This is a genomic window from Bordetella sp. MIP270_01_BMS, from assembly GCF_054958705.1.
In genome coordinates this window covers 983,006-996,589 of record NZ_CM143297.1, presented here as the reverse complement: position 1 = coordinate 996,589, position 13,584 = coordinate 983,006, and the positions used below count along the sequence as shown (strand labels likewise).

General features: G+C 63.2%; 12 protein-coding genes. 7 read left to right on the top strand and 5 right to left on the bottom strand.

Annotated features, from left to right (window positions below; genetic code table 11):
- Positions 1-152 precede the first annotated feature (152 nt).
- Positions 153-374, top strand: coding sequence for a YgdI/YgdR family lipoprotein (locus ACV17W_RS04595; protein WP_462595265.1), 222 nt, complete (start codon positions 153-155; stop codon positions 372-374).
- Positions 375-507: 133 nt separating this feature from the next.
- On the opposite strand, the gene ACV17W_RS04590 is transcribed toward ACV17W_RS04595, so the two are convergent.
- Both ACV17W_RS04590 and pepN read right to left on the bottom strand, forming a co-directional pair.
- The gene (locus tag ACV17W_RS04590; protein ID WP_462595264.1) at positions 508-1,533 is read right to left on the bottom strand and encodes a class 1 fructose-bisphosphatase; all 1,026 of its coding nucleotides are present in this window, start codon (positions 1,531-1,533) and stop codon (positions 508-510) included.
- A 37-nt stretch (positions 1,534-1,570) separates the two neighbouring features.
- Positions 1,571-4,279 carry an aminopeptidase N gene (gene pepN / locus ACV17W_RS04585; protein WP_462595263.1) on the bottom strand — a complete coding sequence of 903 codons (2,709 nt, stop codon included), beginning with the start codon at positions 4,277-4,279 and terminating at the stop codon, positions 1,571-1,573.
- A 141-nt stretch (positions 4,280-4,420) separates the two neighbouring features.
- On the opposite strand from pepN, the gene ACV17W_RS04580 reads away from it, so the two are divergent.
- Positions 4,421-5,053: a DUF4136 domain-containing protein gene (locus ACV17W_RS04580; protein ID WP_462595262.1), complete on the top strand. Its 633-nt coding sequence runs from the start codon at positions 4,421-4,423 to the stop codon at positions 5,051-5,053.
- 95 nt (positions 5,054-5,148) lie between these two features.
- Here the strand turns inward: ACV17W_RS04580 and ACV17W_RS04575 are convergent, their stop codons facing one another.
- Positions 5,149-5,511, bottom strand: coding sequence for an H-NS histone family protein (locus ACV17W_RS04575; RefSeq protein ID WP_462596459.1), 363 nt, complete (start codon positions 5,509-5,511; stop codon positions 5,149-5,151).
- Between the two features lie 142 nt (positions 5,512-5,653).
- Between ACV17W_RS04575 and ACV17W_RS04570 the strand changes: the two genes are divergently transcribed.
- Together ACV17W_RS04570 and tldD are read left to right on the top strand one after the other, a co-directional pair.
- Positions 5,654-6,472 carry a carbon-nitrogen hydrolase family protein gene (locus ACV17W_RS04570; protein WP_462595261.1) on the top strand — a complete coding sequence of 273 codons (819 nt, stop codon included), beginning with the start codon at positions 5,654-5,656 and terminating at the stop codon, positions 6,470-6,472.
- A gap of 18 nt (positions 6,473-6,490) precedes the next feature.
- Complete coding sequence (tldD, locus tag ACV17W_RS04565; protein WP_462595260.1) at positions 6,491-7,951, top strand: metalloprotease TldD; 1,461 nt, start codon at positions 6,491-6,493, stop codon at positions 7,949-7,951.
- A 12-nt stretch (positions 7,952-7,963) separates the two neighbouring features.
- Here tldD and ACV17W_RS04560 read toward each other — a convergent pair whose 3' ends face one another.
- Both ACV17W_RS04560 and ACV17W_RS04555 read right to left on the bottom strand, forming a co-directional pair.
- Positions 7,964-8,533: a FecR family protein gene (locus ACV17W_RS04560; protein WP_462595259.1), complete on the bottom strand. Its 570-nt coding sequence runs from the start codon at positions 8,531-8,533 to the stop codon at positions 7,964-7,966.
- A 50-nt stretch (positions 8,534-8,583) separates the two neighbouring features.
- Positions 8,584-9,144, bottom strand: a complete 561-nt coding sequence (locus ACV17W_RS04555; protein ID WP_462595258.1) for a M23 family metallopeptidase — start codon at positions 9,142-9,144, stop codon at positions 8,584-8,586.
- Positions 9,145-9,397: 253 nt separating this feature from the next.
- Between ACV17W_RS04555 and aroG the strand changes: the two genes are divergently transcribed.
- The 3 genes from aroG to ACV17W_RS04540 all read left to right on the top strand — a co-directional run bounded on the left by aroG (position 9,398) and on the right by ACV17W_RS04540 (position 13,576).
- On the top strand, positions 9,398-10,471 hold the full coding sequence (aroG, locus tag ACV17W_RS04550) for a 3-deoxy-7-phosphoheptulonate synthase AroG (protein WP_462595257.1): 1,074 nt from the start codon (positions 9,398-9,400) through the stop codon (positions 10,469-10,471).
- A gap of 107 nt (positions 10,472-10,578) precedes the next feature.
- On the top strand, positions 10,579-11,988 hold the full coding sequence (locus ACV17W_RS04545) for an FAD-binding oxidoreductase (RefSeq protein ID WP_462595256.1): 1,410 nt from the start codon (positions 10,579-10,581) through the stop codon (positions 11,986-11,988).
- Between the two features lie 88 nt (positions 11,989-12,076).
- Entirely contained in the window at positions 12,077-13,576 is a 1,500-nt protein-coding gene (locus ACV17W_RS04540; protein ID WP_462595255.1) for an FAD-linked oxidase C-terminal domain-containing protein, read from the top strand.
- The last annotated feature ends 8 nt before the right edge of the window (positions 13,577-13,584 follow it).

The window sequence follows — 13,584 nt, the reverse complement described above, 5'->3', positions numbered from 1 at the left end:
GCCTGCTCGCGCGGCGTTTGCCCCGGCAGGCGGAACGGGCCCAGCGGCGTGCCATTACACACTTATGCACTTTGCCCACATCCCGTCACGGTCTGGGCATAGGGTCGGGGCCTACAGTAAAGCTTCGTTCAACACCAGACGGAGAAACGCCCATGAACATCAAGACCACGACGCTTGCCCTGATGCTTTCCGGAGTCGGCGTACTGGCGGGCTGCTCGTCGCCCTCCGTGGTGCATACACGCGATGGCGGCCAGGTCGTCACCCCGGATGAGCCCGAGTACAACAAAAAATCTGGCTTTTACGAATACGAGCGCAATGGCAGCAAGGTCCAGGTGAACAAGGACGATGTGAAATCGATCGAAGAGGTGGACTGAGCGCGCGGCGACGCGCTGCCATGGACAAGGCCGCCATTTCGGCAGTTTGGCAGCGGCGCCCGCCGGCGCGGCCGGCCGGGCAGAAGGGTCTGGCACGCAAGTGTCAGGCCCTTCGCTGCGCTGAAACCTGCGGTCAGTCGGTGCCCTGGTTTTCCGCGTGGTAGCGGCCCACGCGTTCCACTTCGTTCTTCGAACCCAGAATCACGCTGACCCGCTGGTGCAGTTTCTCGGGCTGGATATCGAGAATGCGCTGCGTACCATCGATGGCCGCGCCGCCTGCCTGCTCGACAATCATGCTCATCGGGTTGGCCTCGTACATCAGGCGCAATTTGCCCGCCTTGCCCGGTTCGCGCGCATCCCACGGGTACATGAAGATGCCGCCACGGGTCAGAATGCGGTGCACGTCGGCCACCATCGAAGCCACCCAGCGCATGTTGAAGTCTTTGCCGAGTGGCCCGGTGGACCCCGCCAGGCATTCATCGACGTAGCGCTTCACGGGCGGGGCCCAATGGCGCAAGTTCGACATATTGATGGCAAATTCCTTGGTATCGGCCGGCACGCTGATCCGTTCATGGGTCAACACCCACGAACCCATTTCGCGATCGAGCGTGAAGCCCACCACACCGTTGCCGATGGTCAGGACCAACATGGTTTGCGGGCCATAGACCGCGTAGCCGGCGGCCACCTGCTGGTTGCCGGGCTGCAGGAAATCCTGTTCACAGACTTCCTCTGCGCCCGCCACGCGTTGCGGGGCGCGCAATACTGAGAAAATCGTGCCGATCGAGACATTCACATCGATGTTCGACGAGCCGTCGAGGGGATCGAACAGCAGCAGGTATTCGCCCTTGGGATAGCGGTTGGGTATCAGGTGGATGGTTTCCATTTCCTCGGACGCCATCGCGGCCAGATGCCCGCCCCATTCGTTGGCTTCCAGCAGAATCTCGTTGGAAAGCACGTCGAGTTTCTTCTGGACTTCGCCCTGGACGTTCTCGGATTCAAGGCTGCCCAGGACGCCGCCCAGGGCGCCCTTGCTGACGGCATGACTGATGGCCTTGCAGGCTCGCGCCACGATTTCGATGAGCAGGCGCACCTCGGGGGCCAGCGCATTCGCCGAGCGCTGCTGCTCGACCAGGTATTGGGTGAGGGTTTTATGTTTCAAGTGCGGTCTCCGTAAGCAGCGAGTAGGGGCCCGGAATTCATGCGGCGAACTCCAGTGCCTTGGATACGATTTCGAATACGTTGCGCGACAGCCCCGCGTGCTCGCGAACCCGATGCAGCGATGCCTGCATGGGGGCCCGCAAAGCCGGAACGAAACGGCTCCAGTTGTCGAGCGCCCGGGCCAGCCTCGCGGCAATCTCAGGGTTGAGCGAATCGAGGGCCAGTACCTGCTCGGCCCAGAACGCGTAACCTGTTCCGTCGGCGCGGTGCAGGCCTCGGGCGTTGTTCAGGCAGAACTGGAACACCAGCGCACGTGCGCGGTTGGGGTTGCGCAAGGTGAACGCAGGGTGCGCCATCAGCGCACGCACGGCATCCACATCGGTACCGCGCGCAGTGGCCTGCAGCGTGAACCATTTGTCGATGACGAGCGGGTCGTCCTGCCAGCGCGCGTAGAAGGCGTCGAGCGCCTGGCTTGCGACTGCGGCATCGCCGTAGCTGACGAGCGCCGACAGAGCCGCCAGGCTGTCGGTCATGTTGCCGGCCTGCTCGAACTGGGCTTGGGCAAGCGCCTGGGCTCCGGGCGCGCCCGCGGCCATCAAGTGGCCGAGCGCCTGGTTTTTCAATGCGCGTCGCCCGGCGGGACCGGGGGCCGGGCTGTATTCGCCCGGCGTCTGGTTGGCGTCGAACGTGGCGCGCCATGACGCGGCCAGCTCTCGCCCCAGTTCGGCGCGAAGGTGATCGCGGGCCGCGGACAAGGCGGGCGGGTCGATCTGCTGCATGCGCTCGGCCAGCGTCTTTTCCGACGGCAGGGCCAGGGCACGCGCACGATAGCCCGCATCCAGTGCCGGGTCCGTGAGCAGGGCGCGCCAGGCGTTGATAAATGCCGCCTGCACCTGGAGCGCGGCGCCAGCCTGATGTTGAGATGCCAGCGAAAGGATCTGCCGCGTGGCGAGTTCCTGGCCGGCTTCCCAGCGGGCGAAGGGGTCGGTGTCGTGGGCCGACAGCAGAGCCAATTCGGCATCGGACCAGTCGTATTCCACCACGACCGGCGCGGAAAAGCCGCGCAGCAGAGATGGTATGGGCCGAGCCGGAATGTCTTCGAACACCCATTGCTGCGATTGCTGCGTCAGTTCGAGCAACACGGTGTCCTGGGCCGGGCCCTCGTCCAGACGCAAGGGCACTGCGTTGCCTTGCGGGTCGAGCAGGCCGAATGCAAACGGAATGTGCAGGGGTGGCTTGACGAGTTCATCGCCCGCGCGCCTTTCGACCCCGACGGGCGGGCAGCGCTGGGCCAGCGTAACCGTGCAGCGCCGCTGGTCGGGGTCATGGGCCAGCGTCACCGTAACGCGTGGCGTGCCGGCCTGGCTGTACCACCGGCGGAACACCGAAAGATCGCGTCCCGGATGCTGGCGCACATATACCGATTCCATCGCGGCCACGAAATCGTCGCACGTGACGGCCTGGCCGTCGTGGCGACGGAAATACTCGTCCATGCCGGCGCGGAAGCCCTCGGCGCCCAGCAGGGTGTGCTGCATGCGTATGACTTCGGCGCCTTTTTCGTACACGGTAGCGGTATAGAAGTTACCGATCTCCTGGTAGCTTTCCGGCCGGATGGGATGCGCCATCGGGCCCGCATCTTCCGGGTACTGCGCCGCTCGCAGAGTGACGACATCATCGATGCGCTTGACGGCCCGGGCGCTTGCCGCGGCGGACGCATCCAGGTCGCGCGCCATCATGTCGGCGGTGAACTCCTGGTCGCGGAATACAGTCAAGCCTTCCTTCAGGCTGAGCTGGAACCAGTCGCGGCAGGTCACGCGATTGCCGGTCCAGTTGTGGAAATACTCGTGCCCGATGACGGCCTCGATGCCTTCGTAATTTGCGTCCGTGGCGGTTTGGGGGTCGGCCAGCACGTAGGCTGAGTTGAAGATGTTCAGCCCTTTGTTCTCCATGGCCCCCATGTTGAAGTCGCGCACGGCGACCACCATGAAGCGGTCGAGGTCGAGTTCAAGGCCGAATCGCGTTTCGTCCCAGCGCAAAGCCCGCACCAAGGATTGCAGCGCCCATTCGGTGCGATCTTCCATTCCGGGATCGCTGTACACCTGCAACAGCACAGTACGCCCCGACGCCGTCTGCACAGTGGTTTCACGGTGCGTCAAACGCCCGGCCACCAGCGCGAACAAATAGCTCGGTTTGGGGAAGGGATCTTCCCATTCGGCTTCCTGGCGACCGTCGGGCAAGCTGCGGGTCGCAACCAGGTTGCCGTTCGATAGCAGTACGGGGTAGTCGGCCCCGGCGCGCAGCGTGACGCGGTAGCGCGACATTACATCGGGCCGGTCGGGGAACCAGGTGATGCGGCGGAATCCCTCGGCTTCACACTGGGTAAAGAAATTGCCGCCCGATACGTACAGCCCCATCAGGGTGGAATTGGCCTCCGGCCGGCAGCGGCTGACAATCTCAACGCTGGCGCGGGAAGGGAGTCCGTTCAGTGTCAGGGTGTGCTCGTCGAGCGTGTAGGCGCTTTCGGGCCACGGCCGCCCATCGACCTGCAAGGACACCAGTTGCAGTTCGGCGCCATCCAGGACCAGCGGCGCGTCCGGCGCGGCATCCGGCTGGCGTTCGATGCGCAGGGTGCTGTGCACCTGTGTGGAAGCTGGATCCAGGTCGAATGCCAACGATACTTCCGGAATGGCAAACGGGTAGGGCTGATAATCCTTGCGATAGACGGTTACAGGCGTTTCAGTGCGCATGCGAGGATCGGTCCAAAATGGGCAATGGCGTATTGTAGTAGTAGCCCGCAAGTGCCATGGCCGCGGAAATATCCGGTTGAAAACTTTCGGCGGCTGGCATGGTCGAAATGTACGTATGATGGCGCAATCGGAGAACCGCTCATGTCTCGAAACTGGTCGAATATCTGGCGCGGCGCCGCCGTGGCGCTGGTCCTGACTGCAGGGTTGCTCAGTGGTTGCACGTCCCCCACCGTACAGGCCAGGGTCACGTCCTTTCAGCAGTGGCCGGCCGGCGTAGAAGGCCAGACCTATCGTTTCGTCGATGCGGTGCCTGGGCAGGCCGGCAATCTCGAATACCAGACTTACCGGGACGCACTGCGCGCCAGTATCGGGCCCACCGGCCTCGTCGAGGCCAGGGCCGACCAGCACGCCCGCTTCAAGGTTTCATTCGATTATGGCGCCGAACAGACCCAGGTCATGGTCCGTCGGGCCTACGATCCCTATTTCTACGGCGGGTTCGGGGGATTTTATGGGCCGCCGTGGTGGGGAGGCGGCATGGGATACTGGGGGCCGGAATGGGTCGACGTACCCGCGGTGGCATATCGCAACCGGCTCAGTGTGCAGATACACGATACGGCGCGAGGCGGAGCCGAGGTTTATCGGGCAACGGCTTATATTGTGACCAACCAGGCAGATCTGGTTCGCGCGATGCCTTTCCTGGCCCGTGCCATTTTCGACAGCTTCCCCGGTAACAATGGATCGGAACGCCAGGTGGAATTTCCATTGGCACGATAGTGCCATTCCAGGTATTCCGGCATTAACCCGTCGTGTTGCGATGATTATCCCGGCTGAGGCCGGGATAATCAGGCAAACCCGGCAGGGCGCGAGTATTAATCGCCGATCAGGAAGGTTTCGCGATTGCGGCCTTCCGCTTCCTCGGCCGTCAGCCAGCGCGGTGCCTTGCCGCGGCCGCTCCAGGTTTCGCCGGTCTTGGGGTGACGATATTTGGGCGCGACCTGGCGTTTGGCGGCGGGTGCCGGCTTGCGGGCGGCCGAGGTGCGCGCAGTTTTGGCATTACCATTGAATGCCGCCGCGATTTCTTCAGGGGTAATATTGTATTCACGCATTGAAGCTACGATTGACGCTATAACAGGTTTGCGGCGCTTGTTTTGCAGCGCTTCTGCTTTTTTTTGCAATTTGTTTATTTCTTTTTCTATTTTTGCTTGCAGAGCTGAGTAGCTTTCTCGGGGCATGAGCAATTCCTGGGTTTTAAACAGATTAACAGGCATAGCATCGCCTACAGGGCTGAAGTAGCGGCTACGCTCTCCATAATACATAGTCGTTCGCCCTGAGCATTATGTTGGACTGATTTTCTTAATTGCAGAGGGCAGATAAATGGACATTTCCGGGTCGAATTCAGTGCGCGTCGCAGCCGTTCAAATGGTATCCACCCCCGACGTAACCGATAATCTCCGGCAGGCGGCCGATTTAATACAGGCAGCCGCGCGATCCGGGGCCCGGCTGATCTCGCTGCCCGAATATTTCTGCTTTATGGGTAAGGGCGATCTGCAGAAGCTGGAAATCAAGGAGCAACCGGGCGGGGGTCCCATCCAGGATTTCCTGTCCGACCAGGCGCGCTGCCACGGCGTGTGGCTGGCCGGTGGGACGCTGCCGCTGGCCTGCCCGGATCCCGGGCGAGTGTTCAACACCACCTTTGTGTATGGGCCGGACGGGCAATCGGTGGCGCGCTACGACAAAATCCATTTATTCAATTTCCAGCGTGGCGGCGAGGCCTACGATGAGTCGATCGCCATTCGGCCCGGCGACACCGTGCGCGCGTTCGACGCACCGTGGGGCCGGGTAGGCCTTTCTGTGTGCTATGACCTGCGCTTTCCCGAGTTGTACCGGGCCCTGGGGCAGGTCGACCTTATCCTGGTGCCTGCCGCATTCACGTACACGACAGGCAAGGCACACTGGGAATTACTCTTGCGGGCCCGCGCCATCGAAAACCAGTGCTACGTGCTGGCGGCTGCGCAGGGCGGGCACCACCCCAACGGTCGGCGCACCTGGGGCCATTCCATGCTGATCGACCCCTGGGGCGAAATAGTCGACGTGCTGCCCGAAGGGCCGGGCGTGGTCAGCGGTACCATAGAGCCTGAGCGTCTGGCGCAAGTGCGGGCGTCGCTGCCCGCATTGAGCCACCGCGTCCTGTAGAAACAGAGACACACATTCATGAACCTGATCGATCCCGATATCCAAGCCCTCGCCACCGCAAAGTCATTGCTGCTCGACCCCTGGGGATTGGACGAATCCCATCTGGCCCGCGCATTGGGCGAAATCTTTACCCACAAGGTCGATTACGCCGACCTCTATTTCCAGTACACGCGCAGCGAAGGCTGGAGCCTGGAAGAGGGTATCGTCAAGACCGGCAGTTTTTCCATAGGCCAGGGTGTGGGGGTGCGCGCCATCAGCGGCGAAAAGACGGCCTTCGCCTATTCCGACTCGCTTTCTGCCGACGCGCTGCTTTCGTCGGCGCACGCCGTGCGGGGCATTGCCCGCCGCGGCGCCGGCAAAGTCAAGGTGGCGGCGCAGGTGCCGCCTGAGGCGGGGCGCAGCCTGTACGCAGATCTCGATCCGCTGGCTACCCTGAGCGCGCCCGAAAAAGTAGCGCTGCTCGAGCGCGTTGAACGCATGGCGCGCGCGCGCGACCCGCACGTCATCCAGGTGATGGCCGGCTTGGGTGCGGAATACGACGTCGTGCTCGTGGCGGGTAGCGATGGTCGCCTGGCCGCAGACATACGCCCCCTGGTCCGGCTGTCGCTCACGGTGATCGCCGAGCGCAATGGCCGTCGCGAGATGGGCCATGCCGGCGGCGGAGGCCGACTGGGGCTCGCTTATTTCTCCGATGACATGTTGTCTGGCTACGTGGACCGGGCCGTCCATGAAGCCATGGTCAATCTCGATGCACGACCGGCGCCAGCTGGCGAAATGACGGTCGTGCTCGGCTCGGGATGGCCGGGGATACTTCTGCACGAAGCCGTGGGCCATGGCCTCGAAGGCGACTTCAACCGGAAGGGCTCCAGCGTGTTCTCGGGGCGCATCGGCCAACGAGTGGCTTCAAAAGGCGTCACGGTGGTGGACGATGGCACGCTGCCCGACCGCCGCGGCTCGCTGAATATCGACGACGAAGGCAACGCCACACAGCGCAATGTACTGATCGAAGACGGCATTCTGCGCGGATACATGCAGGACACGCTCAACGCGCGCCTCATGAAGACCGCCGCCACCGGTAACGGTCGACGCGAGTCGTTCGCACACCTGCCCATGCCCCGCATGACCAACACCTACATGCTGGCTGGCGAGACGCCCGCCGAAGAAATCATCGCGTCGGTCAAGCGCGGGCTGTACGCGGCCAATTTCGGGGGCGGCCAGGTAGACATCACCAACGGCAAGTTCGTGTTCTCGGCGTCCGAGGCCTACATGATCGAAAACGGCAAGATCACCTATCCGGTGAAGGGCGCCACGCTGATCGGCAATGGCCCGGATGCCATGAACCGCGTCAGCCTGATCGGCAACGACCTTCAGCTGGATTCGGGTGTGGGTACCTGCGGAAAGGACGGGCAGAGCGTGCCGGTGGGCGTAGGCATGCCCACGGTTCGCATGGAAGGGCTCACGGTGGGTGGCACGGCCTGAGCGCGGGCCGCCTCAGCCTCCGGTAATCCAGCTGCCCACGCTGGCGGGATCGACGCGTATCAGTTCGTGCTGCTGTCGGCCCCGCCATATCGTCAGACTGTCGCCGGCCTGCATTTCCACGTATTCTCGCGGGCCGGCGGTGGCGGTGCGTACCTTCAGACTGCCGCTCTGCACCTCGACCTGCATGGCGTCCTGGGTCACCCGAACGTTGAACCGGATGTCGGGTACACGCTCCCGCGTGCCGACGATCTCTACCGCTTCCTGACCGCTGCTGACTTCAAACGCGACGCGGCGCTGCCAGCGCACGTGAAAAAATGCCTCGCCCGTGACCAGCGTCACGTGGCGACGGCGCGCGTAATAACTGACTGCCAAGGCAGTGCTGCGATTGAGCGCCACCGTGGAGGCATCGGGCAGTGTGAGTTTGAGCAGTTCCGTGGCGCCGGTGCGCACCTGGTTGCTGTATTGCGCGGACGTGTCACGCAGCACCCAGTTCGCAGTCAGGGCGAGCGCCAGGCCCAGCAGCACGACGCCGGCCGTGATGGCCAGCCAGCGCCGGGCACGTGTCGATACCGCCAAGTCCATATCGCGTCGCATCAGTTCATGAATAAGCGAGAGTGTAGCGCCGGGCGCGCTCAGCGCCCGCGCAGCAGCGGATACGGATTGATGGCGCCGCCGGACTGGTAGATGCCGTAATGCAGATGAGGCGGCGTGGTGCGCGCGTTGCCGGTATTGCCGACATAACCCAGCGTGTCGCCGGCGGCGACGAGCGCGCCCTGCTCGAGATCCGCATAGTCGTCCAGGTGAGCGTAATAGTGCATCTGGCGTCCGGGACCCAGGACCCAGACTACCTGTCCACCTAGATTATTGGTGCCCACGCGCGTGACGACGCCTTCGGTGGTCGACAGCACGGCCGTGCCGCGCGGGGCGAAGATATCTATGCCTTCATGAGTGCGGCCGGCCGAGCGGGATGCGCCCCATGTGTCGGTCAGCTGCCTGGGTGAAATGCCTGCCACCGGAACGGGAAGGTCCGTGGGAACGGGTTGCAGCGACAGGCGCATCATGTGCCAGGGGGCGCGAAAACTGTCCGGCAGGCGGGGCCATCCCCACCATGCAAGCCAGCCCAGCGCCGCAATAAAAATGAGGCGCGTCATTGCGCGCAAGAGACCATGCCGTCCGTTCGATTGTCCTGTCATGTAAGTTTGATGGGCTGGGGTGAGCGCAGTTCGCCCGAATATTCGTGGACGAGTAAAAAAGTTTGTGCTAGAGTTTCTCGCTATGAAATTCGCGTCCCCCGCTTTTTATTTTTATTTTTTTGGTTTTCTGAAGCCGCTGGCGGAGGAAGGGACGCGCTCAATCTGAAGTTCGAACAAAATCCCTCGAAAAAGCCGCCAGCCCCCTGGCGGCTTTTTTGTGCCGTCAGCCTGGCGGGCAACCAGGAGTCACACCGTGTCGCACAATACCGACGATCTTCGCATCCGCGAGATCAAAGAGCTGAACCCGCCGTCCCATGTGATGCGCGAATTTCCCTGCACCACACAGGCTTCGGAAACCGTCTACGCCGCCCGTCAGAGTATGCACCGCATCCTGCACGGCATGGACGACCGCCTGATTGTCATCATCGGGCCTTGTTCCATTCACGACACCCGGGCCGCAATGGAATACGCCTCGCGCCTGAAGGCGGTGCGCGACCGACTGCATGGCGAACTCGAGATCGTGATGCGTGTGTATTTCGAGAAGCCGCGCACCACGGTGGGCTGGAAGGGCCTGATCAACGATCCCGGGCTGGACGGAAGCTTCGACATCAATCGCGGCATCCGGGTGGCGCGTGAACTGCTGCTCGACATCAATTCCCAGGGTTTGCCCGCCGGGTGCGAGTTTCTCGACATGATCACCCCGCAGTACATCGCCGACCTGGTGTCCTGGGGCGCGATCGGGGCGCGCACTACCGAAAGCCAGGTTCATCGCGAGCTGGCTTCCGGGCTGTCGAGCCCCGTGGGTTTCAAGAATGGCACCGATGGCAATGTGAAGATTGCCGTGGATGCCATCAAGGCGGCATCGCAACCCCATCATTTCCTGTCGGTGACCAAGGGGGGCCATTCCGCGATCGTATCGACGGCCGGCAACGAAGATTGCCACGTCATTCTGCGTGGCGGCAAGGCGCCCAATTACGATGCAGCCAGCGTCTCCGCAGCCTGCCAGGACATGGCCAAGGCCGGGCTCGCCCAGCGCGTCATGATCGATGCCAGCCACGCCAACAGCAGCAAGAATCCCGAGAACCAGCCTCAGGTGATTGACGACGTGGCGCGCCAGATCGAAAACGGCGACGCCCGGATTGTCGGCGTCATGGTCGAAAGCCATCTGCTGGCGGGGCGCCAGGATATGGTGCCGGGCGAACCGCTGGTGTATGGGCAAAGCGTCACCGACGGATGCATCGACTGGGACGCCTCGGTGCAAGTGCTCGACAGGCTGGCGCGCGCGGTCAAAGAGCGCCGCAGGACGCTTGCGACGGCAGGAAAGTAAGGCAATCCGCGGGGCCGTGCTGCGCCTGCCGGCCGGCCAGCGGGAGGCTCTCCGGCCCACGCCGGCGTAGAATGGCGTATTACCGTTTTCTCAGCGTTGATGTCGCCATGAATGCTCCCGCCGTCCCCGAACCCTTGCGTCGCCCCGTGCCGGCTGCCTGTCTGGACGCCTTGCGGGCGCAGTTCGCCGACCGGCTGTCTGAATCGCACGCGGTGCGCGAGCATCATGGCCGCGATGAATCGCCGTACCCGCCCATGTTGCCCGACGCGGTGGTCTTTGCCGAAACAACCGAAGAAGTCGCCGCAGTGGCGCGCCTGTGCAACGAGCATCGCGTGCCGCTCATTCCCTACGGCGCCGGCTCGTCGCTGGAAGGGCATTTGCTTGCCATCCAGGGTGGCATCAGTCTGGATCTTTCTCGCATGAACCGGCTGTTGGCCGTGAACGCCGAAGACCTGACCGCCACGGTGCAGGCGGGCGTCACCCGCAAGCAGCTGAACGAACAGATCCGCGACACCGGGCTCTTCTTTCCTATCGACCCCGGGGCGGACGCCAGCCTGGGCGGCATGGCCGCCACCCGTGCCTCGGGCACCAACGCCGTGCGCTACGGCACCATGCGCGAGAATGTGATGTCGCTGACGGTCGTCACGGCCGACGGCCGCGTCATCCGCACGGCCGGGCGGGCCCGCAAGTCCTCGGCCGGCTACGACCTGACGCGCCTGTTTGTGGGCAGCGAAGGCACGCTGGGCATCATCACTGAAGTCACCGTACGTCTGTATCCGCAACCCGAGGCCGTATCGGCGGCGGTCTGCAATTTCTCGGCGCTCGACGACGCCGTTAGAAGCGTCATCGAGATCATCCAAATGGGCGTGCCGGTGGCCCGGGTCGAGTTCATGGACGCGGCCGCGGTGCGCGCCGTCAACCTGCACAGCAAATTGAGCCTGCGCGAGAGCCCCATGCTGGTGTTCGAGTTTCACGGCAGTCCGGCGGCGGTGCAAGAGCATGCCGAAATCGTACAGAGCATCACGGCCGAACACGGCGGCATGGACTTCGAATGGGCCGAGCGGCCCGAAGACCGCAGCCGTCTCTGGACGGCGCGCCACAACGCTTATTTCGCCGGGCTGCAGTTGCGCCCGGGATGCCGCGCCAGCACTACCGACGTGTGCGTTCCCATCTCGCGGCTTGCGGATTGTGTCCGAGAAACGGTCGAGGAACTCGAACGCGCAAGCTTTCCGTACACCATCGTCGGCCATGTCGGCGACGGCAATTTCCATGTGCTGATGTTGCTTGATGCCGACAGCGAAGCCGAATGGCAAGAATCTGAAACGATAAATCACAATTTGGTGCGACGCGCCATTGCGGCCGATGGAACGTGTACCGGCGAACATGGAATCGGATTGCACAAGATGCAGTTTCTGGCGGATGAGCACGGCCCGGACGCCCTGGCCCTCATGCGCAGCATCAAGCATGCGTTCGACCCGAACAATATCCTGAACCCGGGCAAGATCTTCAGTTGGTAAGTTCGCACGACCGAGGCGGCCGCGACCCTTGCGGGTGCGGGTAAATCCGCTCTGCCGAGAATGATAGCCTCGCGCTATCGTTGCGCTCATGAATTCACTGGCTGAAGCTAACCTGAGCCACGCTGAGCATCCGTTCTCTGCGACGCGCGTCATCGACGCGCTGCATGGGGCCTTGCCCGCGCATTGCGTGCTGTACCGCGAAGAAGACACGCGCCCCTACGAGTGCGATGGCCTTTCGTTATATCGCGCCTTGCCACCGGTGGTGGTGCTGCCCGAAACCGAAGAGCAGGTGGTTGCGGTCATGCGCCTGTGCAAGCGGCTCAACGTTCCGCTGGTGGCGCGCGGGGCGGGCACCGGACTGTCCGGTGGCGCCATGCCCCATGCCCAGGGCGTGCTGATGGGCCTGTCCAAGTTCAATCGCATCAAACGCATCGACGCAGACAGCGCCACGGCCGTGGTGGAGCCGGGGGTGCGAAACCTGGCCATTTCGGAAGCGGCGGCGCCCTACGGCCTGTATTACGCGCCCGATCCTTCCAGCCAGATTGCATGCTCCATTGGCGGGAACGTCGCCGAGAACTCCGGCGGCGTGCATTGCCTGAAATATGGTCTTACGGTGCACAACGTCCTGCGGGTGCGCGTCGTGACCATCGATGGCGAAATCGTCGAGCTGGGCTCCGAGGCGCCCGACGCGCCCGGCCTCGATCTGCTGGCGTTGTTCATCGGCTCGGAAGGCATGCTCGGCGTGGCCACCGAGATCACGGTCAGGCTGATTCCAGCGCCCGCGAGCGCCCAGGTCATCATGGCGAGCTTTTCCAGTGTCGAGGCTGCGGGGCAGGCGGTCACGGACGTCATCGCCGCGGGCATCATCCCGGCCGGTCTCGAGATGATGGACCGGCGCGCCGTGGAGATGGTCGAGCCTTTCGTCAATGCCGGCTATGACGTGACGGCGCAGGCCATCCTACTGTGTGAATCCGATGGAACGGCCGAAGAAGTGGCGCACGAAGTGCAGCGCATGGAAGCGGTCTTCCACCAGGCTGGCGCCACGCGCCTGCAAGTGTCGCGCGACGAGGCAGAGCGGCTCAGATTCTGGGCCGGCCGCAAGAATGCCTTCCCGGCGGCGGGCCGCATCTCGCCCGACTATTACTGCATGGACGGTACGATCCCGCGCCGCCATCTGGCCCGCGTGCTGGGCGCCATCGAGCAGATGGAGGACGAATACGGCTTGCGCTGCGCCAACGTGTTCCATGCCGGCGATGGCAATCTGCATCCGCTGATTTTGTTTGATTCGAACAAGCCCGACGAAGTCGAGCGGGCAGAGAAGTTCGGCGCGGCGATTCTCGAGCTGTGCGTGCAAGTAGGAGGCACCCTGACCGGCGAGCACGGGGTGGGAATGGAGAAAATAAATCAAATGTGTGTGCAATTTTCGCGTGATGAACTCGACGCGTTTCTGGCAGTGAAGCGAGCGTTCGACCCCCCTGGCCTGCTGAACCCCGAAAAGGTCATTCCAACTCTGGCGCGTTGCGCCGAGTACGGCAAGATGCACGTGCACGCCGGACAGATCAGCTTTCCCGACCTGGCGCGCTTTTAGGGCGGCGT